This window comes from Amycolatopsis sp. NPDC005961 (assembly GCF_040629235.1).
GTDB lineage: Bacteria > Actinomycetota > Actinomycetes > Mycobacteriales > Pseudonocardiaceae > Amycolatopsis > Amycolatopsis camponoti.
Genome location: NZ_JBEXVF010000029.1, coordinates 42550 through 64125 on the forward strand (window position 1 = coordinate 42550; position 21576 = coordinate 64125).

At 72.5% G+C, this 21576-nt stretch carries 14 protein-coding genes; 7 read left to right on the plus strand and 7 right to left on the minus strand.

The features are described 5' to 3' along the window. The first annotated feature begins 232 nt into the window (after positions 1-232). Positions 233-3064 (plus strand): AAA family ATPase, encoded by a 2832-nt coding sequence (locus ABZ342_RS25150; RefSeq protein WP_155546955.1) that lies wholly within the window; start codon positions 233-235, stop codon positions 3062-3064. Positions 3065-3096: 32 nt separating this feature from the next. Here ABZ342_RS25150 and ABZ342_RS25155 read toward each other — a convergent pair whose 3' ends face one another. Next, positions 3097-4173, minus strand: coding sequence for an MFS transporter (locus tag ABZ342_RS25155; protein WP_360477435.1), 1077 nt, complete (start codon positions 4171-4173; stop codon positions 3097-3099). Positions 4174-4575: 402 nt separating this feature from the next. Here ABZ342_RS25155 and ABZ342_RS25160 point away from each other — a divergent pair, with 402 nt between their 5' ends. Beyond that, positions 4576-6237 carry a long-chain fatty acid--CoA ligase gene (locus ABZ342_RS25160; protein ID WP_360477438.1) on the plus strand — a complete coding sequence of 554 codons (1662 nt, stop codon included), beginning with the start codon at positions 4576-4578 and terminating at the stop codon, positions 6235-6237. Positions 6238-6243: 6 nt separating this feature from the next. On the opposite strand, the gene ABZ342_RS25165 is transcribed toward ABZ342_RS25160, so the two are convergent. Continuing rightward, entirely contained in the window at positions 6244-7998 is a 1755-nt protein-coding gene (locus ABZ342_RS25165; RefSeq protein ID WP_360477441.1) for a GAF domain-containing protein, read from the minus strand. A 146-nt stretch (positions 7999-8144) separates the two neighbouring features. Between ABZ342_RS25165 and ABZ342_RS25170 the strand changes: the two genes are divergently transcribed. Further along, entirely contained in the window at positions 8145-9536 is a 1392-nt protein-coding gene (locus ABZ342_RS25170; RefSeq protein WP_360477444.1) for an MFS transporter, read from the plus strand. A gap of 7 nt (positions 9537-9543) precedes the next feature. Then, complete coding sequence (locus ABZ342_RS25175; protein WP_360477447.1) at positions 9544-11178, plus strand: tannase/feruloyl esterase family alpha/beta hydrolase; 1635 nt, start codon at positions 9544-9546, stop codon at positions 11176-11178. A 40-nt stretch (positions 11179-11218) separates the two neighbouring features. Here the strand turns inward: ABZ342_RS25175 and ABZ342_RS25180 are convergent, their stop codons facing one another. Continuing rightward, positions 11219-12070, minus strand: a complete 852-nt coding sequence (locus tag ABZ342_RS25180; RefSeq protein ID WP_360477450.1) for a PaaX family transcriptional regulator C-terminal domain-containing protein — start codon at positions 12068-12070, stop codon at positions 11219-11221. Between the two features lie 119 nt (positions 12071-12189). On the opposite strand from ABZ342_RS25180, the gene ABZ342_RS25185 reads away from it, so the two are divergent. Together ABZ342_RS25185 and ABZ342_RS25190 are read left to right on the plus strand one after the other, a co-directional pair. Further along, positions 12190-13485: an MFS transporter gene (locus ABZ342_RS25185; RefSeq protein ID WP_360477453.1), complete on the plus strand. Its 1296-nt coding sequence runs from the start codon at positions 12190-12192 to the stop codon at positions 13483-13485. Between the two features lie 68 nt (positions 13486-13553). Continuing rightward, entirely contained in the window at positions 13554-13904 is a 351-nt protein-coding gene (locus tag ABZ342_RS25190; RefSeq protein WP_360477456.1) for a UBP-type zinc finger domain-containing protein, read from the plus strand. Between the two features lie 13 nt (positions 13905-13917). Here the strand turns inward: ABZ342_RS25190 and ABZ342_RS25195 are convergent, their stop codons facing one another. Next, complete coding sequence (locus ABZ342_RS25195) at positions 13918-14565, minus strand: DUF4230 domain-containing protein (RefSeq protein ID WP_196425666.1); 648 nt, start codon at positions 14563-14565, stop codon at positions 13918-13920. A gap of 94 nt (positions 14566-14659) precedes the next feature. Between ABZ342_RS25195 and ABZ342_RS25200 the strand changes: the two genes are divergently transcribed. Beyond that, positions 14660-14839: a hypothetical protein gene (locus tag ABZ342_RS25200; RefSeq protein ID WP_360477460.1), complete on the plus strand. Its 180-nt coding sequence runs from the start codon at positions 14660-14662 to the stop codon at positions 14837-14839. A gap of 10 nt (positions 14840-14849) precedes the next feature. Here ABZ342_RS25200 and mug read toward each other — a convergent pair whose 3' ends face one another. From mug to ABZ342_RS25215, 3 genes are all read right to left on the minus strand, one after another. Beyond that, positions 14850-15425 (minus strand): G/U mismatch-specific DNA glycosylase, encoded by a 576-nt coding sequence (gene mug, locus ABZ342_RS25205; protein ID WP_360477463.1) that lies wholly within the window; start codon positions 15423-15425, stop codon positions 14850-14852. 22 nt (positions 15426-15447) lie between these two features. Continuing rightward, positions 15448-20712, minus strand: coding sequence for an RHS repeat-associated core domain-containing protein (locus ABZ342_RS25210; protein ID WP_360477466.1), 5265 nt, complete (start codon positions 20710-20712; stop codon positions 15448-15450). A gap of 150 nt (positions 20713-20862) precedes the next feature. Beyond that, positions 20863-21546 carry a GntR family transcriptional regulator gene (locus ABZ342_RS25215; RefSeq protein ID WP_360477469.1) on the minus strand — a complete coding sequence of 228 codons (684 nt, stop codon included), beginning with the start codon at positions 21544-21546 and terminating at the stop codon, positions 20863-20865. Positions 21547-21576 lie beyond the last annotated feature (30 nt).

Sequence of the window (21576 nt, forward strand, 5' to 3'; positions counted from 1 at the left end):
TCGATCGTGCACGAATGACTGTTCGGGATGGCGGACCTTTTGTGGTGCCGGAGCGACCGGCGGCCGGTGGGCAGATGATGCCCTGTCAATGCCGGGTGGTGGAATCACGCTGTGATCACAGAACGGGAAAATTCATCGAAATGGACGGTTTCCGGAGGGGCTGCGGCTGCCGATCCGGGCTGCCCAAGCATACCTCTTGTTGGGTAACGTTTTTCCTTCTATTATCGCCGGTGTGCGACCGCTCACGGACGGTTCCGAGCTTCTGGTCGGTCGGGATGACGAGCTGTCCCGGCTGGCCGCCTGGATTCGTGAAGCGGTCCAGGGCCGTGGCCGCGCGGTGCTGGTGGACGGCGAGCCGGGCATCGGAAAGTCCGCACTGGTCCGCGCTTCCGTCGCCGTGGCCGAGGAGGCCGGCTGCCAGGTGTTTTGGGGAGCCGGTGACGAGCTCGGGCAGGCGCTGCCGCTGCTGCCGCTCCTGGACGCCCTGCGGATCGCGCCGGTGACACGGGATCCCCGTCGTGACGCCATCGCCGAGCTGCTGGGCGGCGAAGCCGTCGCGGGCAAGGGTGCCGACCTCGCCGCCGCGGCCGCCGAGCAGCTGATCGCGCTGGTGGACGAGCTCTGCCAGGCCGGCCCGGCCGTGCTGGTCGTCGACGAGCTGCAGTGGGCCGATCGCACGACGGTGGCGGTGTGGGCCCGGATCGCCCGCTCGGTCCGGCGGCTTCCGCTGCTCCTGGTCGGGGTGCTGCGTCCGGTGCCGCGCCGCGACGACCTCCGGTCGCTGTTCCGGGTCGTCCCCCCGGCCGAGCGGCTGCGGCTGGGCCGGCTGGCGGAGCCGGCGGCCCTCGAGCTGGTGGCGGAGCTGGCCGGCGGCAGACCCGGCACCCGGCTGGAGGAGCTCGCCGCCGGCGCCGCCGGGAACCCGTTGTACCTCACCGAACTGCTCGACGCGCTGTCCCGGAGCTCGTGCGTGGAAGTCGACCCGGCGGGCGTCGCGGAGCTGACCGGCACGGCCACGCCGGACTCCCTGCCGGAGGCGATCGCGGACCGGCTGGGCTTCCTGTCCGAGGCGGCGCGGACCGTGCTGCGGGCGGCGGCGCTGCTCGGGGACGGCTTCTCGGTCGCGGACCTGGTGACCGTGACGAACAGCTCGCTCGCCGACCTGATGCCCGCCCTCGACGAGGCCCGTGCCGCCGGCGTGCTGGTCGCGGCCGGGGACGACCTCGCGTTCCGGCACACGCTGATCCGCCGGGCGTTGTACGACGAGATGCCGACGGCGGTCCGGATCGCCTGGCACCAGTCCGCCGCCTGGGCGCTGGCCGAGGCGCGCGCGCCGGTGGAGCGGGTCGCGCGGCAGCTGCTGCCCATGGTGTCCACAACGGACAGTCGCGTGCCGGTGCCCGCCTGGGCCGTGAAGTGGCTGCTCGACGTGGCCACGCCGCTGATCGGCCAGGCTCCCGTGGCCGCCGTCGCGCTCCTGCGCCGGGCGGTGCGGGACGCCCCGCTCGACGACGCCGTGACCGGCGCGCTGGCCTGCCGGCTGGCCGACGCGTACTACCGGGTGGGCAACGTCGCCCAGGCCGAGCGGATCGCCTGCCGCGCACTGGACCGCGTCCGCGACCCCGACGTGGTCGTCGACCTGCACACGACGGTCGTGCAGTGCCACGGGATGACCGGCCGCTCCGCGGAGTCCCTCGCCACGCTGAACGAAGCCTTGGAGCAACCGGGCCTGGAAGCCCGGCACCGGGCCAGGCTGCTGGTGCTCATCGCGCGCACGCACCGCGACCTCGGCGAGGTCGACACCGCGGGCCGGGTCGCCACCGCGGCGCTGGCGGAGCTCGGCGCGGTCGAAGACCGCTGGGCGACCGGGTGGGCGCTGCACGTGCTGAGCCTGGTCGCGATGATGCGCGGCGACTGGACGGGCGCGTTGCCGCTGTTCGAGCGCGCGATGGTCATCGTGCGGGGCGACCCGGCGCTGATCGACCTCACCCTGCTGCTGCGCATCAACCAGTCGGTCACCTTCGGCGCGCTCGACCGCTACACCGACGCGCTCGCCGCGGCCGGGCGGGCGCGGGAGCTGGCCGACCGCACCGGCAGTGCCGTGCGGCTGAACCAGGTCCAGAGCGCGCTCGGGCAGCTGCTGCTGGGGGCCGGCCGGTGGGACGACGCACTGGCCGAGGTCGACGTCGTCCCGGACGAGCGCAAGGACCCGAGCGTGGTGTGCTGCGACCACGGCGTCGCCGCGATCATCCACTTCCACCGCGGCGAGACGGCGGCGGCGCTCAAACACCTCGAAATCGCGGAGCCGTACTCGGAGCGCATCGGCGACCGGGTCGTGGAGCCCCTGGTGCGGGCCCGCTGTCTCGCCTTCGAGCACGCCGGCGTGCCCGAGCAGGCGCTCAGCGTGCTGACCGACGTGCTGACCGGCGAAGACGCGGGGGAGGACCTCCTGGGCGACGCCGCGCGGCTGGCCACGGCGATCGGCGACCGGGGAACGGCCGCGGAGATCGAGGCCAGGGCCCGGGCGATCGCCGACGGCTCCACGGTGCCGCACCGGCTGGCGCTGGCCCTGTACTGCCGAGGTCTGCTCGAGCAGGACCCGACGGCGTTGCTGCGAGCCGCCGACGGCTACCGCGACGCGGGCCGGCCGCTGTCCCGCGCCAAGGCGCTGGAAGCGGCCGCGTTCGCCTTCGCGAGCGCCGAGGCCGAAGACCGCGGCCCGGCGCGGGCCGCCTTCACCCACGCCGTGGACCTCTACGCGGAGCTGGACGCCCAATGGGACGTGGCGAGGCTGCGCGCCCAGTTCCGGGTGTTCGGCATCCGGCGCGGCCCGACGGCGAAGCACCGGCAGGCCACGCACGGCTGGGACAGCCTGACCCCGACCGAGGGCAAGATCGCCGCGCTCGTGGTGGAAGGCCTGTCGAACCCGCAGATCGGGGGCCGGCTCTACCTGTCCCCGCGCACGGTCGGCACGCACGTGTCGCACATCCTGACCAAGCTCGGGGTGAACTCGCGCATCGACATCGCGCGGGAAGCCGGCCGCAACCAGACCGCCTCGGGCTGAGCCCGGGGCGGTCCGGTGTCCTAAGTGGATGGTCAGGCGGCCTCCGGCGCGCTGTCGTGGGGCCGCACGGTGAGAGCGCGCGGCACCGGCGCCGCCGGCGTCCGGCGCGTCACCGCGACGTGCCCGCTGACGACCTGGCCGAGCAGGATCGCCAGCACCAGCAGCAACGGCGTCCGCCAGGTGCCGGTGAACGTGTGCAGCCACCCGCAGGCCAGCACCCCGAACCCGGCGATGACGTAGCCGACGCCCTGGACCACCGCGGACAGGGCGAGTGAGCTGCCCTTGCTGCGCAACGAGATCGTCGTCAGCCCGAACGCGAGCGCTCCCATGCCCGTGCCGGTCGCCGCTGCCCACAGCCAGGGCGCGGCCGCCGGGGCGAGGAGCAGGCCGGCGACGCCGATGACGTTGGGCACGGCCAGGGTGACGACGAGCAGGGTCTGGTTGCGCCACCGGCGGGTCCAGCCGGGGACGAGCCACATCATGGGCAGCCCCATGGCCATCGACAGCGCGAGGCACGCACCCGCGGTCGCCGGCGGGACTCCCGCGCTGCGCAGGATGCCCGGGAGCCAGCCCATGACCAGGAACGTCACCGTCGAGATGAGCCCGAAGTGGATGGTCAGGGCGGAGGCGGGCACCCACCCGGAGGCCGCTCGCGGCGACACGAACTCGCCGGGGGTGCGCCGCCACACCTGCTGGGCCAGCAGGGCCACGACCGCCCAGAGGCCGAGGCCGATCCGCCACGAAGACGACAGCACCACCGCGGGCGTGACCAGGGCGCCGGCGGTACTGCCGAGCCCGAGTCCGAGGGTGAAGGCGGCGGATCCGTTGGCCAGCAGCGGGAGCATGGTGCCGAGCACGGCGATGGCCAGGCACGCGAGCGCGGTCCCGACCAGGAGAGGTATCGAGCCGCCGAGCACCCGGCCGGCCAGTGACAGCACCAGTCCGAGGAGCGCGACGGTGACGGTCCGGTGCGTGCCCAGGCGGCCGCACAGCCACGGTGTCGCCCAGCCGCCGAGGCCGATCGCCCACAGGGGCAGCGCGACGAGCACGGCGGCGACGAGGGCACTGGCGACGGAGATGTCCGGGAGGGCCGCACCCAGGCTGGTCACGGCCGGTCTCAAGTTGATGGCGAGGACGAAAATCACGGCCGTGGAGACGGTCGTAGCACGGAACATCGCTCCTCCTCGGGGGTGGAGGTCCGGAGCGGCGTACTCCGTAGAGCAATGCTTCTTTACACAGGTAAAGGCAGACATCCGTCACCTGACGGATGTACGAAGTTCTGTTGCGACGCAACGGTTGTGAGGAGTTTCGGGCGCCCGGCGAATGGGCGTGCATCGGCACGGCCGGACGAAGCCCGCACTCGGGAGTGGTGTGGTTAAAACACGCTGGATCGCCGGGATCAGTGGAAGATTCCACCCTCACTTCCGCCGTAACGCGCACTTAGAGTGACACGCGCACCGAGCGCCGGGCCCCGTCTCCGGGGCCGGACCCGCCGACCGAAAGAGCCGAACATGCCTGAACAAGCGCGCGTCCCCGGAGCCGCTCGCGGAGGCGACGCCGTGCACGGGCTGATGCAGCCGCGGCCGCTCACGATCGCGCACATCCTCGACCGCGCGGAGCGGCTTTTCGCGCACAAGCCCGTCGTGACGGCCGGTTCCGAGCGGCTCACCTACGCCGAAGTGGCCGCCAACGCCCGGCGTCTCGCCACCGCGCTGGACGCCCTCGGCGTCCCGGCCGGCGCCCGGGTCGCCACCTTCGCGAGCAACAGCCGGCGTCACCTGGAGCTCTACCTCGCGGTACCGGCCACCAAGCGGGTGCTGCACTCGATCAACATCCGGCTGCCGGCGGAGCACCTCGAGTACATCGTGAACCACGCCGAGGACGACGTCGTGTTCGTCGATCGCGGGCTGCTGCCGCGCATCTGGCCCAGCGCCGACCGGCTGCCGCCGGTGCGGCACTGGGTGGTCCTGCCCGACGGCACCGACACCGCGATCCCGGCGGACCCCCGGATCTCCCACTACGACGAGCTGATCGCCGCGGCCGAGCCGTTCGAAGGCTCCTTCGAGGACGCGTTCACGCTCGCGGACGAGAACCTGGCCTCCGGGCTGTGCTATACCTCCGGGACGACCGGGCCGCCGAAGGGCGTGCTCTACAGCCACCGCTCGACGGTCCTGCACTGCCTGGGCACGCTCGCCGCCGGTCTCATCGGCCTCAGCGAGAGCGACGTCGTGCTGCCGATCGTGCCCATGTTCCACGCCAGCGCCTGGGGCCTGCCCTACGGCGCGATGATGGCGGGCGCCGCCCTGGTCCTGCCCGGCGCGTCGGCGGACCCGGACCACCTGCTGCGGCTGATGGCGGCCGAGCGGGTGACCGTCGCCGGGGCCGTGCCCACCGTCTGGACGAGCCTGGCCCCGCGGCTGGCGGCCTACGACCTGAGCGCCACGCGGTTCCTGCTCGGTGGCGGCTCCGCCGTCCCGCCGGCGCTGTCGGAGACCTACCGCACCGCGATCGGCGTGCCCATCACCCATTCCTGGGGGATGACGGAGGTCAGTCCCGTCGGCGTCATCGGGGGCACGCGCACCCAGCACCGGGACGCGAGCGAGGCGGAACAGCTGGCGGTGCGGGCCGCCCAGGGCCAGCCACTGCCGCTGGTGAACGTGCGGGTCGTCGACGTCGAGACGGGCCAGGAGCTGCCGCGCGACGGCGAGGCCGTCGGCGAGCTGCAGGTGGCCGGCCCGTGGGTGGCGGGTGCCTACTACCGCGTGGACTCCGAAAGCAGCTTCACCGGCGACGGCTGGCTGCGCACCGGAGACCTGGCCACCCTCGACGCCGAGGGCTACCTGCGGCTCGTGGACCGGATGAAGGACCTGATCAAGTCCGGTGGCGAGTGGATCTCGTCGGTCGAACTGGAAGGTGCCATCGCCTCCCACCCCGACGTCGTCGAGGTCGCCGTGATCGCCCGGCCGGACCCGCGGTGGATGGAACGCCCCGTCGCGTACGTCGCCCTGCGCGAAGGCAGCGCGGCGACGGCCGAGGACCTCCTGCGGCACATCACGCCGATGGTCGCCAAGTGGTGGCTGCCCGACGAGTTCGTCTTCCTGGCCACGCTGCCCAAGACGGGCACCGGCAAGCTCTCGAAGATCGCCCTGCGGGACTCGGCGCGGATCGCCTGAGGCGCTTCACGATCGCGTGCTCGCCCGCAGCTGGTGCAGCCGGAGCCCGAGCCGCAGCTCCAGGTCGTTCTCGCGCCGCCAGTCGAGGCCGAGGACGGTGCCGGCCCGGTCCAGCCGCTTGAGCAGGGTGTTGACGTGCAGGTGCAACGCCCGGGCCGTCGCCGCGACGTTCGCGTGGTGGACGTAGTAGGCGCTCAGGGTGTCGACGAGGCCGGTGCCCCGCCGCCGGTCGTAGTCGAGGAGCGCACCGATGGAGCCGGCGAGGAAGCCGTCGAGCTCGCCGGCCCGCTCGGGGTCGAAGACCATGGCGTACAGCGCGTACCGGCGCGTGGTGGTGCCCAGGTCGGTGTGCCCGAGCGCGCGCACCACCGCGCCGCAGCGCCCGGCGAGGGAGAAGGCGCGGGACCAGTCGTGGTCGACCGCCCGTTCCCCGATGACGACGAGCGGGCCGCCCAGGGTGCGTCGCAGTCCACTGTGGACTTCCTCGGCGGTCCGCTCGTCGTCCCCGCCGGGGAGGACCAGCGTGGCCCGGCCGAGGTGCTCGCCCGCCAGTCCGCCGCGGTTCCGGGCGATGTCGTGCAGGTGGCGCGCGAGGTCGGTCGCCGCGACGGTGGGGGAGTCCGCGACGAGGACCAGGTCCAGGCCGTCGACGTCGATGTTGCGGGCCCGGGCGCGGGCGCGCTGCGCCGTGCTGATGCCGGGCCCGCCGACCATGAGCTCGGTCAGCAGCTCGCCGCTCAGCCGCTCGCCGGCGTCGGCGACGGCCCGCTCCTTGAGGATGAGCAGCCCGAGGATGTGGGTGGCGCGCTCGAGGGTGCGCAGGTCCATCGCGTCCGGGACGTCCTGGCCGTCGGCGGGTTTCCGGTTCCAGGCCAGCGCGCCGAGGTAGCTGTCGCCCGCCTGGATCGCGGCGACGCTGAGGGCGGCGCCGCCGGCACCGGCCGCGAAGGTGCAGCGGCCCGAGCGCCGCGCGTCCTCGACGGCGCCGGAAAGGGCGGCCTCCGACGGGCCAGGGCACGGGCTCGACGCCGAGTCCCGGCGGGCGACCGCGGCGCCGGTGTGGTCGAGCAGCGTGACGCTCCCGCCGAGCTGGTCGGCGAGGAGCTGCGCGACGTCGCCCGGCGTCCCGCCGCCCAGCACGGCACCGGTCAGTGCTTCGTGGATCGCTTGCGCCCGTTCGCTCTTCCGGTACGCGACCTGGAGTTCCTGCAGCGCGGTCCGGCTCTCCTCGTAGAGCCGGGCGTTGTCGAGGGCCACCGCGGCGTGATCGGCGAACGCGTTCAGCAGCGCGATTTCGTCGGCCTGGAACGACCGCTCGGAGCGGTCCGCGGCGAACAGGGCGCCCACCGCCTCGCCCCGGATGACCAGCGGCACCCCGAGCAGCGCGACGAGCTCCTCGGTCGTGACCAGGCGGTCGAAGTCGGGATCGTGCTCGATCAGGGTCGACGCGGCGTAGTCGCGCACCCAGTGCGGGCTCCGGGAGGCCAGCACCTTGCCGCCCAGCCCCACCCTCGTCGGGATGGCCGCCGCCAGGAAGGTGGGGGAGACCGTGCCCTCCGCCGCACGGGCCGACAGCCTGCCGTCGGCGCCGACCAGCGAGAGGTACGTGAAGTCCGTGCCGATCAGGTCGTGGGCGTGGTGGACGATCGACTGCAGGACCTCGTCGAGGCCGCCCAGCGCGGTGAGCGACTTGACGGTCGCGTACAACGACGCCAGTTCCCGCTGCCGGCGTGTCTCCGCCGTACCGGATCCGTTGGCCACAGTGCTCTCCAGGTTCGGATTCGGGTGGACGAAAGCGCCACCGATTCGGGGGCAGGAGTGGGTGGTCCACACCTCAACCCCAGCGTAACGGGCGCCCTAACATGACCGCCATCACCGGGCTGCGCTCAACGACGAAGGCGGCATCCATGACAGTTCCCCTCACCCAACCCGAAGGACAGCCCGGCCACGCCGACGCCGGTTCGTCCCCGGTTCGGCGCCGGGCCTTCCGCAAGCTGCTGGCCGCGGGGCTCGTCGGCAGTTCGATCGAGTGGTACGACTTCTTCCTCTACGGCACCGCGGCCGCCCTGGTGTTCCCGAAGGTGTTCTTCCCGCACTCTTCGGCGCTGACCGGGACCCTGCTCGCCTTCAGCACGTTCTGGGCGGGCTTCGTCGCCCGGCCGGTCGGCGGGGTGCTCGCCGGGCACCTCGGCGACAAGTACGGGCGCAAGCCGGTCGTCGTCGCCTGCCTGGCGGTGATGGGGGCCGCGACCTTCCTGATCGGCTGCCTGCCCACGGCGGCGTCGGTCGGTGCGCTGGCCCCGACGCTGCTGGTCATCCTGCGCTTCATCCAGGGGCTCGCGACCGGCGGCCAGTGGGGCGGCATCGTGCTCCTGCTCACCGAATCCGCCGGGCCCAAGCGACGCGGCTTCGCCGGGACGTTCGGCCAGACCAGCGTTCCGGTCGCCGTGATCCTGTCGAACCTGATCTTCGTGGCGGCCAGCGGCCTGATGCCGGACGCCGCGTTCCTCAGCTGGGGCTGGCGGATCCCGTTCCTGCTCAGCGTCGTGATGTTCTCGGTGGTCCTCTACATCCAGGCCAAGGTCGAGGACACGCCGGAGTTCCGCGAGCTGCAACGGGAAGCGAAGTCCGACGGCCCGGCGGGCCGGGCTCCGCTGGCGCAGGTCCTGCGCAGCAAGTGGGGCACCATCCTGCTCGGCTGCGGGCTCCTGTCCGCCACCAACAGCCTGTTCTACGTCAGCATCTCCGGGCTGTTGAGCTACGGCACCGGTTCTCTGGGGCTCAAGCGCAATTCCCTGCTCGCGGTCGTGCTGCTCGCGTCCGTGGCGATGCTCGTGGTCATCCCGTGGTCCGGCCACCTCTCGGACAAGGTGGGCCGCCGGCCGCTGATCCTGATCGGCGGGCTGGGCGTCGCGGTGTGGGCCTTCCCGTACTTCGGGCTCGTCGGCACCGCCTCGCTGCCGCTGATCTTCGTCGCGGTGACGGTGGGTTTCATCTTCCAGACCCTCACCTACGGCCCGATCGCGAGCTTCCTCGGCGAGCTCTTCGCACCGGGAGTCCGCTACTCGGGTGCGTCGCTGGCCTACCAGCTGTCCGCGATCATCGTCAGCGGCGGCACGCCGTTCCTGATGACCGCGCTCATCGCGGGGACCGGGAACACCCTGGCGGTCGCCGGCTACATCATGCTGATGGGGCTGGTCACCTTCGCCAGCGCGTGGTTCCTGCCGGAGACGAACCCCGCCGAGGTCCGTGCCGATCCGCACGCCGTCCCCGGCACGCACCTCTACTCGGCGAAATGAGGCAGGAGTGAAAAGGACAACGCGCCGGCTGGCCCTGCCGGTGATGACGCTCCTGGTGGCGACCGCGGTGGCCGGGCCGGCGTCCGCGACGACGACGGTGGTGCCGGGGTGCGCCGCGCTGAACCAGCTGAAGATCCCCGCGTCGGTGATGAGCCTGCCGACGACCGGCGGCCGGGTCACGGCGGCGGTGGACACGACCGCCGTCGTCAGCGGCAGGACGATCCGGTTCTGCCAGGTCGACGCCGACCTCTTCCCCGTCGACCCGGCCGCGCCCGCCATCAAGATGCGCCTCGACCTGCCGTCGGAGTGGAACCACCGTGCGCTGATGTTCGGTGGCGGCGGCTACAACGGCACGATTCCCGATCCGGCGTCGAACGTGCCGTTCGGCCCGGCCGACCAGCCGGTGCCGCTGGCCCGGGGGTACGCGACGTTCGCGAGCGACTCCGGCCACCAGCAGAACCCGGCGTCCCCGCCGTCGCTGGACGGGTCGTTCGGCGCGAACGACGAGGCCCTGGTGAACTTCGCGGCCGGTGACGCCCTCAAGAAGACCCTCGACGCGAGCCGGTTCCTCATCCGGCGCGGTTACGCGGCTTCGCCCGCGGAGGTGTTCTTCTCCGGCGGATCGACCGGCGGCCGCGAGGCGCTCAACGTGGCCCAGCGGTGGCCGACCGCGTTCGACGGGGTGATCTCGGCCTTTCCGGCCTGGAACAACATGGCCGAGATCCTCGACCTGGGGTACCTGGTGCAGGTCCTGTCGCGTCCGGGAGCGTTTCCCGGGGTGGACAAGCAGACGTTGCTCTACACCAGCGTCATCTCCGCGTGCGACGGGCTGGACGGCCTCCGGGACCAGGTCGTCTCGAACCCGGGTGCGTGCCACTTCGATCCTCGTTCGCTCCGCTGCCCGGGCGGTACCGACGCGGGTCCGGCGTGCCTGTCGGATCCGCAGATCGCGGCGGTGACCGCCATGTCGTCGCCGTTCCGGTGGCCGTACCGGATCGCCAGCGGCGAGACGCAGTACCCGGGCTTCCCGTTCCTGTCGGGGGCGGACATGCGGACGCCGTTCCTCGGCTTCGGCACCACGGCACCGGCCAATCCCATGCCGGTCACGAGCGGCTACGGGATGCAGTACTGGGACCAGTGGGTCAAGTACTTCCTGACCAGGGACCCGCGGTACAACTCGCTCGACGTGGATCCCCGGCACCCGGGGAAGTGGCTCGACCGGATCAGCGCACTGTCCACAACAGAGGACCGCAACAACGCGGACCTGCGCCCGTTCGCCCGGGCCGGTGGCAAGCTGATCCTGCTCCACGGCGCCGCGGACGAGCTGGTCTCGCCGTACTCGACGACGGACTACTACCAGCGGGTGCGCGAGACGGTGGGCCCGCGGGCGACCGACGCCTTCCTGCGGTACTACGTCGTGCCCGGAGCGAACCACGCGAACTTCGGCACCCCGGCGGTGGCCGCGGCGTGGGATTCGCTCTCGGCGCTGGAGCGCTGGGTCGACCGGGGGCAACCGCCGGCGAACCCGGTCGTGACGGATCTCAGCCACGCTCGGACCCGGCCGCTCTGCGCGTACCCGGAGTGGCCCCGGTACCGCGCCGGCGATCCGAACCTGGCCTCGAGTTTCGTCTGCACGCGCTGAACCCGGCCCGAGCCGGGGAGCGAGCCGTTCGCTCCCCGGCTCAGGCGTCGGCTTGCTCGTCGGTGATCGAGTCGAGGATCTCCGCCGCGATCGTGCGGGCCGCGGGCCTCAGTTCCTTGCTCAGCGCGTAGAACAGCTCCTGCGCCGGCTCGGCGGGCCAGTCCGCCGGCAGGTGCTCGCGGGGCAGCCGCGGGTCGTCGCGGATGGTCTGCAGCCAGTCGGACTCCAGGAGCAGGTCGCGGGCCAGGCTGTCCGGTGCCTGGGACTCCGGGTCCTGCCAGCGCGCCAGGAACGCCCGGTAGCGCGCGGCCAGGCCGTCGGTGTCCCAGGCCTCCCGGACGATCCCGGCGACCTCGGTGGGCGGCAGCGCCCGGGCCTGGAACACCTTCACGTGGGCGTCCGCGCCGAGGCCGTCGAGCAACGGGACCGGGTCGACCTCGCCCGGGGCGATCCACAGGCCGCCCTGCAAGCTCCCGAAGCCGGCCCACAGCAGCCTCGACCGCAGGGCGTGCCGCTGGCGCTGCCACGACTCGGGCATCGAAAAACCGAGCAGCGTCCAGGTGCCGTCCCACTGCCGGTTGACCGCGCCGGCGCGCCAGATGCGCAGCTCGCCGTCGTGCAGGATCGCGCGTGACCGTTCGGTGAGGCCGAAGTAGACGTGCCGCCCGCGGCGCGCCCGGTGCAGCAGGCCGCGCCGGGCCATGCGGCTCAGCGTGGACCGGGTGGCGTGCTCGGAGACGCCGACGCGCTCGAGCACGTCGAGCACGCTCGCGGTGGCGACGTGGATCCGGCGGTCGAGGACGTGGCCGCCGAAGAACGTGAGCAGCAGCGTCTGCGGACGCGGGGTGTCGGCGCCGATGCCCTCGGCGGCGGAGACGGCCGGATCACTCACGTCGCGAGCATAAGCCCCCAGCCGATGTTGGGCAGTGTCTTGACGGTGGTCACCAAAGTGCTTAACGTTCCTCGCGGCGTGACGTGGGTCACGTGGGGTCGGCGACGAGGCAGGATGCGATGGCGGACAACCTCCGATCGCGGGCGCAGCTGCGCCGCGCGGTGCTCTCCAGCTACTTCGGCAGCGTGATCGAGTACTACGACTTCCTCCTCTACGCGACCGCGTCGGCGGTGGTGTTCAACAAGGTCTTCTTCTCGAACCTGGATCCGGTGCTCGGCACGGTCGCCAGCCTCGGCACCTTCACCACCGGTTACCTCGCACGGCCGATCGGCGGGATCATCTTCGGGCACTTCGGCGATCTGCTGGGGCGCAAGCGGATGCTCGTGATCACGATGACGATGATGGGCGTCGCGAGCACGCTGATCGGCGTCCTGCCGACCTACGCGCAGATCGGCGTGTGGGCGCCGGTGCTGCTGATCGTGCTGCGCGTGCTGCAGGGCATCGCCGTCGGCGGAGAGTGGGGCGGCGCGGTGCTGATGTCGGCCGAGCACGCGACCAGCCGCCGCGGCCTGTGGGCGAGCTTCACCAACGCCGGCGCGCCCAGCGGGATGGTGGTCTCCACGCTGCTGCTCACGCTGATGGGCGCGGTGACGACCGACGCGCAGTTCCTCGCGTGGGGCTGGCGGGTGCCGTTCCTGCTCAGCGTCGTGCTGCTGGCCATCGGCCTGTTCATCCGGCTGAAGGTCGACGAGACCCCGGTGTTCGCCGCGGCCGACCGCTCCGCCGGGGCGCCGCTGCTGGAGGTGCTGCGCCGCCACCCGAAGAACCTGCTCCTGGCCATCGGCGTGGGTTTCGGTGCGTTCGTCGCCCAGGGCACGCTCACCACGTACGTCCTTTCCTACGCCGTCCACGCGGGATTCACCCGCCAGACCGTGCTCAACGCGATCACGGTGTCCTCGGTCGGCGCGGTGGCCGGCATCATCGGCTTCTCGGCGCTGTCCGACCGCGTCGGGCGGCGTCCCGTCGTCATCGCCGGGGCGCTGGCCACCGGCGTCGTCGGGTTCCTGTTGTTCCCGCTGATCGACAGCGGTTCGGCCGGGCTGCTGACGCTGGCCCTCGTGCTGGGGCAGTCGATCGCGCACCCGGCGATGTACGGGCCGCTGGCCGCGCTGTACACGGAGCTGTTCGCCACCCGCACCCGCTACACGGGCGCGTCCCTCGGCTACCAGATCGCCGGGCTCGGCGCGGGGATCGGCCCGGTGGTGTTCGCGGCCGTGGCCGGTTCGGGAACGGGGGTGATCTCCGCGGTGATCGCGGCCTGCTGCCTCGTCACGGTGCTGTGCGTGCTCGTGCTGCGCGAAAGTCACCATGTCGACCTGGCGGACCCGGCCGGGGTACCGGTCGGGAGCGCGTGATGGGGGTTCGGATTACAGTCGGGTCTGTTGCGCGGCACCGCCCGCCGCCTCCGAGCGAAGGAGTTCGCATGCAAGGCGTAGACCCCTCGGTACCGCCCAGCGGCACGGGCTGTGCGGACTGCGACGCCGCGGACCCGCAGGGCTGGTGGTTCCACCTTCGCCGGTGCGGGGAGTGCGGCCACATCGGGTGCTGCGACTCCTCGCCCGGTCAGCACGCGAGCGCCCACGCGGCGGCCGCGGGGCACCGTTTCGTGCGCAGCTTCGAGCCCGGCGAAGAGTGGTTCTGGGACTACGGCGAGCAGGTGATGTACGAGTCCGGCCCGGAGCTCGCCGCCCCGGCGCACCACCCGCTCACCCAGACCGCGCCGGGGCCGGCCGAACGGGTCCCGGAGGATTGGCCGCAGCGCCTGCACCGGTGACCGGGCGTCCCGGTCAGCCGGTGTTGTCGGCGTAGTTCACCGTGACGTTCTTGAAGCCGAGCGACTGCAGCAGGCCGACCAGCATCGCCTTCGTGTTCCGCTCCGCGTCGGCGATCAGCGTGCTCTTCGCGGCCGCGCCCTCGATCTGCTTCTGGGCGAGCTGGTAGAGCGCCTGCTGCGAGTTCGGGTTCCCGCTGAGGAAGTCGTTGATCCGGGTGAACAGGCCCTGCTGCTGCGCGTAGACGTAGGACTCCTTGGTGTCCAGGGTCGCCGGCTCGAGCTGGGCGTGCGCCAAGGTGATCGTGGCGGACAGGCGGTCGTCGGAGACCTGGACCGCGTTGCCCTTCAGCCGCGAAAAGTCCACGTAGGCGTTGTCCGTGCCGACACCGATGAACAGCGTGTCGCTGCCCGCGAGGAAGCTGGGCAGGATCGAGCTGGTCTTGATGTCCACGACCACCTGGAACGACCCGCTCGCCGCCTCGTAGCGCGACAGCTCGACGATCGACTGCAGCAGCACCGGACCGGAGCGCTCTTCGGTCTTTTCGGCGAACGGGTTGCGCAGCTGGGGTAACAGGTGAACCGCCGACGCGACGAGTACCGCCACGGCCAAAAGAACCACTGCCGCCGCGATCGCGACCAGTCGTCTGCCCCATGCGCCCATGGCGGGAAGGTTACCCACTCCGCTGCGCGGTCAAGCGGGCGCGGCGGTACCGTGATCGGCCTACGTGGTCGGATCTCCGAGAAGGGGAAGCTTCGTGCGCAAGTCCGTGTGGCTGTGGGTCCTGCTGGTCATCCTCGCCATCCTGGTGCTCGGACTGATCTTCGGCGGCTATCGCAAGGGTGAGAAGCTCGGTGCGCCCGATGTCCACAGTGGATATTCGGATTCGGTTGTCCTGCCGCACAGTTCCGCAGGAGTTCGGCTCTCGCCTCGCTGAACGTCCTCGATCAGCGAGGCGCGGAATCCGGGAACGGGCCGTCGCCGAGGATGCCGGAGCGGTCGGGCACGCCGGCGGCGACGCGCATCCGGGCGAACTCGACGGCCAGCGCCCGGGGCGGGAAGTGGGCGTTGAGGCCGCTGGGGTTGGGCACGACCCACACGCGCGCGCCGCCGATCGTCGCGTCCTGCGGGCCGAGCCGGGCGCGCGGGAGCCCGAACGCCGCCCGGTAGCCGGTGACGCCCAGCATCGCCAGCCACCGCGGCCGGATCGCCCCGACGCGTTCGGCCAGGTCCCGGCCGCCCGCGACGAGCTCGTCGCGCGACAGCTGCGCGGCGCGGGCCGTCGGGCGGCGCACGATGCTGGTGATGCCCAGCCCCCAGCCCAGCAGGAGCCGTTCCTCCTCCGCGCGCAGCTGCCGGGGCGTGAACCCCGCGCGGTGCAGCGCGGGCCAGAACCGGTTGCCCGGCGTGTGGAAGCTGTGCCCGGCCGCCGCCGACGTCAAGCCGGGGTTGATGCCGACGAACACCACGCGCAGGTCTTCGTCGAGCACGTCCGGCAGGACGGCGGCGTCCGGAGCGGTCACCGGCCGGTGCCCGGCGCGGCGCTCACGGGGTGAGGTCCATCATGTCGTCGTCCTTGATGTTCTTGAGCGACGGCGGGTCGAGGTCGCCGCGCTCGAGGGCCGCCCAGTCTTCGGCGGTCGGGTTCTTGTAGAAGCCGCCGTAGCCCGGCCATTCGCCGGTGCGCGCCGCGTCGCGCGCGCCGTGCATCTCGGCCGCGTCCCACTTGTCGATCGGCTTGGTGGTCACGTGGTCGGTGCCGGGCACCGTGTGGCCGCCCGCCGGCGTGGCCGCGCCGGCCTGCGGGTTGTACCGCATGCCCTCGCCGCTGGAGTGCATGTCGTCGACCATCTTGTGGTACGAGTCGTCGGCGATGTCCAGCCGCTTCTGCTCGTCGTCGTAGGCCTTCCGGTCCGGGTGGTTCGGGTCGGCCTTGATGGCATCGCGCCGGTCCTGTTCGGCCTTCGCCGCGTCCGCGGTGTCCTTGTCGTACAGCGGGTGGTCCTCGTGGTGGACGTGGTTCTTGTCGTTCCCGTGGTAGACCTGGTCCGAGAAGCTGTGGGTGGCGTCGGTCCCGTCCACGTTCTTGTGGAAGCCCTGCTGGTGCCCGTAACCGAGCTGGTTGAGCTGGACCGCGGTGCTCGGGTCGTTGGCCTCGATGGCGTTGCGCTGCGCGTTCCGGTACGAGCCGAGGCGGTCGTTGTAACCGAGGCTGTCGTCGTCCTTCGTCTTGGGCGCGTCCCGGACGTCGCCCTTGGTGAAGCCGGATTCGTGGTTGGCGCCGCCCTTGCCCGTGCCCGGGTGGTACCGGTGGTTGGCGTAGTCCTCGTAGTACGCGTTGGCGTTGTTCTCCAGCGGTTTGCTGTCCTTGTCCTTGCGCGAGCCCTTGGCGGCGCCGTTGTCGGCCAGGATGTCGTAACCGGCGGCGTGCTCGGACTGGTGCGTCTTGTCCCCGTCGATCTTGTAGTCGTGCTTGTCGTCGAGGCGCTTGCGCTCGGCGTTCCGGTCGCCGTAGGTGCCCTCCGGGTACTTGCGCTTGCTCGTCGACGGCCCGGAGTTCCCCCGGGCGTAGGGGTGGGCCTGGGCCTTGGCGGCCGCGGCCGCACAGGGCGTGGTCCGCGTCGGGCCCAGGCCGAGCGGGTCGGTCATCGCGGTCGGGTTGCCGACGTAGGCCAGCGAGTCCGGCGACGGGGTCAGGCCCAGCGGGTCGTGGGTGAGGAACCGCCCGGTCTCGGGATCGTAGTAGCGGTACCGGTTGTAGTGCAGCCCGGTCTCGGGGTCGTGGTACTGGCCCGGGAACCGCAGCGGGGTGCTCGCCGTGCCACCGGCCGAGACCCGCGGGCCCCACAACGCCGTGTGCAGGTGACCGGCCAGGGCCCCGGTGTCGTCGACCAGCTCCGCGGGCGCCCCGACCAGGTCGGGGACGATCGCGTGGAACCGGTCCCCGCCGCCCGCGCCGAGGACGCGTTCGGTCTGCGTGAGCGCCAGCGGTGAGCCGGGCGCGTACTCCCACACCGTGGCGACCGGCGGCCGTCCCGGTCCACTGTGGACCTGCTCGGCCGGTACCTGCCCGTCCCAGGCGAACTCGACCTGCTCGGCGACTCCGCCGGTGGCGTCCAGGCGCTGCTTGGCGACCCGGCGGCCGAACGGGTCGTAGCGGTAGCGCCACACCGCGCCGTCCGGCGTGCGCACGCCGAGCAGCCGGTTTTCCGCGCTCCACTCGTAGGTCCAGCGCTGCCCGCCGCGCTCGCGCGCGACGACGCGGCCTTCCCCGTCGTGGCGGTAGGCGGTGGGGCCCGCGGCGGTGAGCAGGGTGCCGGTGTAGGTGCGGGGCCCGCCGGCCTGGGGCGCGCCGGACCAGCCGGCCCCGGTGACGGCGCCGGTCACGTCGTAGTCGTAGTTCTCCTGCCACCGCGGACCGCGCACGGCACGGACCCGTCCGGCGGCGTCGACGTCGAGGGTGCGCTGCCCGGAGATCAGGTCGGTGACGCCGGCGAGGTAGCCGTCGGGCAGGTAGCCGTATTCGCGCCGCTGCACGGTTTCCGCGCCGCGGAGCACCGTCTGCGCCGACAGCTGCCCGGTGGGCGTCCAGTCCTGGCGCAGCTCGGCCACCGGCCCGGCGCCGCCCTGCAGGCTGCGCACGGTTTCCCGGCCCGCGGCGTCGTAGCCGAACCGCAGCGTGCGCCCGGCGGTGGCCAGCACGGTCGGGCGGGCGGCGACGTCGTAGCCGACCACCGACTCCGCGCCCGAGGGCGTCCGGCGGCCGACGCGGCGGCCGAGCGCGTCGTACCGGGAGTGCACGACCCGGCCGTTGATCGACTCGGACAGCACGCGGCCGAGCGCGTCGTAGGTGAACCGGACCTCGGTGTGCGCGTTGGCCGCCGTGAGCATCCGGTCGGCCTCGTCGTAGGTGAACACGACGACCTCGTCGGCGCTGCTGCGCCGCACGACCCGGCCCACGCTGTCCCGTTCGAAGGTGATGGTCTGCCCGGCGCCGTTGGTGCGGCGCACCAGCCGCCCCGCGGCGTCGTAGCCGTAGCGCAGGACGCGCCCGTTGTAGTCGGTCTCGCCGATCTTCCGGCCCGCCGCGTCGTACTCGTAGCGCCAGACCAGGCCGCGCTCGTTGGTGACCGAGGTGAGCCGCAGTTCGGTGTCGTAGCCGTACTTCAGCGTGCCGCCGTCCGGCGCCCGCTCGCTGACCGGCACGTCGAACTGGGCGTACTCGATGCGGCTGACGCCGCCGCGCGCGTCCGTGCGCTCCTCGAAGCTGCCGCGCGCCGTCGACGCGAACCGCTCGACCGCGCCGTCGGCGTCGCGCGTCTGCACGGGGTTGCCGGCGGCGTCGCGGACCACGGTGCTGGTGTTGCCCGCCGGGTCGGTCTCGCTGGTGATGTTGCCGAGCGCGTCGTAGCCGTAGCGCCACACGGCGCCGTCCGGCTCGGTGACGAGCAGGGGGAGCCCGGCGGCGTTGGACTGGATCCGGGTGACTCCGCCGAGGGCGTCGGTCACCGAGTCCACGGTGCCGGTGAAGGGATCGTAGGTGTAAGAGGTCGCCGCGCCGGCCGGGTCGACGGTGCGGGCGAGGCTGCCGCGCCGGTCGTATTCGTACCGCCACACGCCGCCGTCCGGACCGGTGACCGCGATGGGCCGGTGCCGCTCGTCGTAGGCGTACACCACGCGGCCGCCGTCGGGCCGCGTCACCGCGACGAGGTTGCCGATCTCGTCGTAGTCCCAGCGCGTGACGTGGCCGAGCTCGTCGGTCTCGGCGACGACGCGCCCGAAGCGGTCCCGCTCGGCGCTGGTGCTGTTGCCCAGCGCGTCGGTCTGCCCGATCACCCGCATCCGCTCGTCCAGCCGGTAGCGGGTGACGGCGCCGAGCGAGTCGGTGACGGTCGTGACGCCGGGCTCGTAGGCCAGCGCGGTGTTCAGGTAGCCGCCGGTGCCCTGGGCGCGCACGCAGCGCCCCTGGGAGTCGTAGCCGTAGCCGTACCAGCGGCCGTTGACGTCGTCCCAGCGCGTCAGCCTGCCGTCGGCGTCGTAGGTGAACTTCTGCGGGGTGCCGACGGCGTCGACGAACTCGACCAGCCGGCGCGCGGAGTCGTAGCTGTATTCGGCCAGCGGGACCGGCGCACCCGCGGTGCGCAACGCCGTGACCAGGCCGTCAGCGCTGTCGATCTCGACGCGGTAGCCGCCGGAGTGCTCGATCGCCACCGGGACGCCGTCGCGGTGGCGCAGCACGATCCGGTTGCCCGCGCCGTCCACGACCGCGCGCAGCGGCAGCGTGGTTTCGCCGCGCGGGGCGGCGAAGTAGCGCATGCGGTCGGACTGCGGGTCGGCGACGATGAAGCCGTGGCGGACCCGGCGCAGCGCCAGGTACGGGCCGCTCTCCGGCACCACGGCCTCGACCCCGCGCGGGACCGGGTAGCGCAGCAGCGTGCCGTCGGACAGGGCCAGGTGCAGCCCGTCCGGCTCCACCTCGAGCCGCTCGTCCAGGGTCGAGGCCCACGTCGGGCCGAACAGCCGGCCCGCCCGGTAGGTCGACAGGTGCGTCCGCTCGATGACGAGCGGCAGCGCGCCGGGCAGCGAGACGTCCTCCTGCACCAGCATCACGGCGCCGGTCGCGACGTCGATCGGGTCGCCGCAGTCGGTCTTGTCCTTCGTCTGGGTGGTGTGCTCGTCGGGTTTGGCGTTGTTGTCCTTGATCCGGGACCCGTCGCCCTTGGGGTCGCCCTTCGGCGTGCTCGAGGGCGTGGTGTTCCCGTCCGGGCCCTTCGACGCCGGTGGGGGCGTGGGGTCGGGGCTCTTCGGCGTGTCGTCCGGGCCCTTCGACGCGGGGGGCGGGTCGGTCTTCGGCGGCGCGTCCGCACCCGACGAGTGGGTGCCGTCGCCATCGCCCTTGGCTCCCGACGGCGTGGTGTTCCCGTCGCCGCCCTTCGGCGTCGGCGGCGGGTCGGTCTTCGGCGGCGGCGCGTCCGGCCCGCCCTTGCCCTTGGGGCCGCCCAGGTCCTTGGGGTTGCCCTTGATGTCGGCGTGCTTGGGCGGCGGCGCGGCCTTGCCCGGCTTGATGTTCTTCAACGCCTTGGCCGCGTCGCCGAAGAGGTCGCCGGCGCGCTTGAGCAGCGGGACGAGTGCCTTCAACGCGGTGACCAGCCGCTTGACCAGGTCGGCGATCTTCGACGCGGTCTTCGCGACGGCGCCGATGACCTGCGGGACGACCCAGGTGAGGCCGATGCCGAGGGTGAAGATCACCTGCAGTGCCCAGCTGATGAGGTGCCCGATCAGCTCGGCGATGATGTCGCGCACCAGTGCCCGGACCGCGGCGACGACTTCACCGGCGGTCTTCACACCGCTGGAGGCGCCTTCGCAGCCTTTCTGCGCGGTTTCGAGCAAGGTGACGGTGTCTTGGGCGCGCTGGCGGTAGGTGTCGCCGGCGTTCCCGGTCCAGGACGCGGTGTCGGCCTTGACCATCGCGGCCAGGTCTTCCCCGACACTGCCCAGTTCGGTGGCGACGTTCTTCCACGTCTCGGATTGGGCGGCGATCTCGTCGGCGTTGCCGGTCAGGCCGTTGAGCGCTTCCTTCAAGGGGCCGACGTGCTCCATCAGCCAGGCGACCCCGGCGGCGAGGATCGCCCCGAACGGGTCCATGGCCATGGAGAGGGCGTCCAGGGCGGTGCCGACCGCGCCCATCGCCACCGAGGCCCAGTCACCGCTCTCGATCGCGGACTTCAGATCGGCCGCGGACTCCAGCAGGGAGATCCCCGAGTACGCCGTCGTCGAATCCTTCGTCTCCGCGACCAACGGGTTGCTCACGTGCCGACCGTCCCCTCCACCTGCTGCGTGCCCACGTCTGAAGTTAACAAGCGGTGTCCACGAGGTGCTCGCGAACCCCGGGGAATGCCTTTTCAACCAGCCGATCGTGCCCTCGGGCCGGCGACGTCACAGTGGCCAGGACCGGCTTCGTCAGCGGCCGAGCAGGCGGGCGCTTTCCTCGGCGCGCCGCAGCGCGGCCAGCAACGCGGCCCGGCCCGTGTGGTCGATGTCCTCGGTGAGCGCGCCGGCCGCGGCTTCCCCGCCCCGCTGGAGCTTCTCGACCAGGTCGCGGTGGACCGCGGCCAGGCGCGCGGCGTCGAAGTCCGGCCGGACGAAGGTGAGCAGCAGCCGGACCTCGTCCTCGCACCGCTCGTAGCCGTCCAGGAGGTGCCGGTTGCCCGCGGCCGCGACGATCGACCGGTGGATGGCGCTGTGCGCGCCGGTCAGCTCGCGCCACGGCGGGCTCGGTGCCTGCCGGGCCAGTGCCTCGAGCCGCTCCACCTCGGTCAGCACGGGGCCGAGGTCGGCGCCCGCGGCCAAGGCCATGCGCAGGGCGCCGAGCTCCAGGACCTTGCGGTAGTCGAAGACCTCGTCGATGCGCCGCCTGCTCAGGGGCGCGACGACCGCACCCCGGTGGCGCTCGTGGGTCACCAGGCCGCGTTCGACGAGCAACCGCAGCCCCGAACGGATCGTGTGCCGGCCGACGTCGAAGCGCTCCGCCAGGTCCTCTTCGCGGAACCGGGTGCCGACCGGGTGGACGCCGTCCAGCAGCTCGTCCCGCAGCGCCCTCGCGACCCGCTCCGGCGCGGTCTGCGCACCGGCCGGGTCGGTCACGGTTCCCCTCGCTTCACCGGCCGGACGATA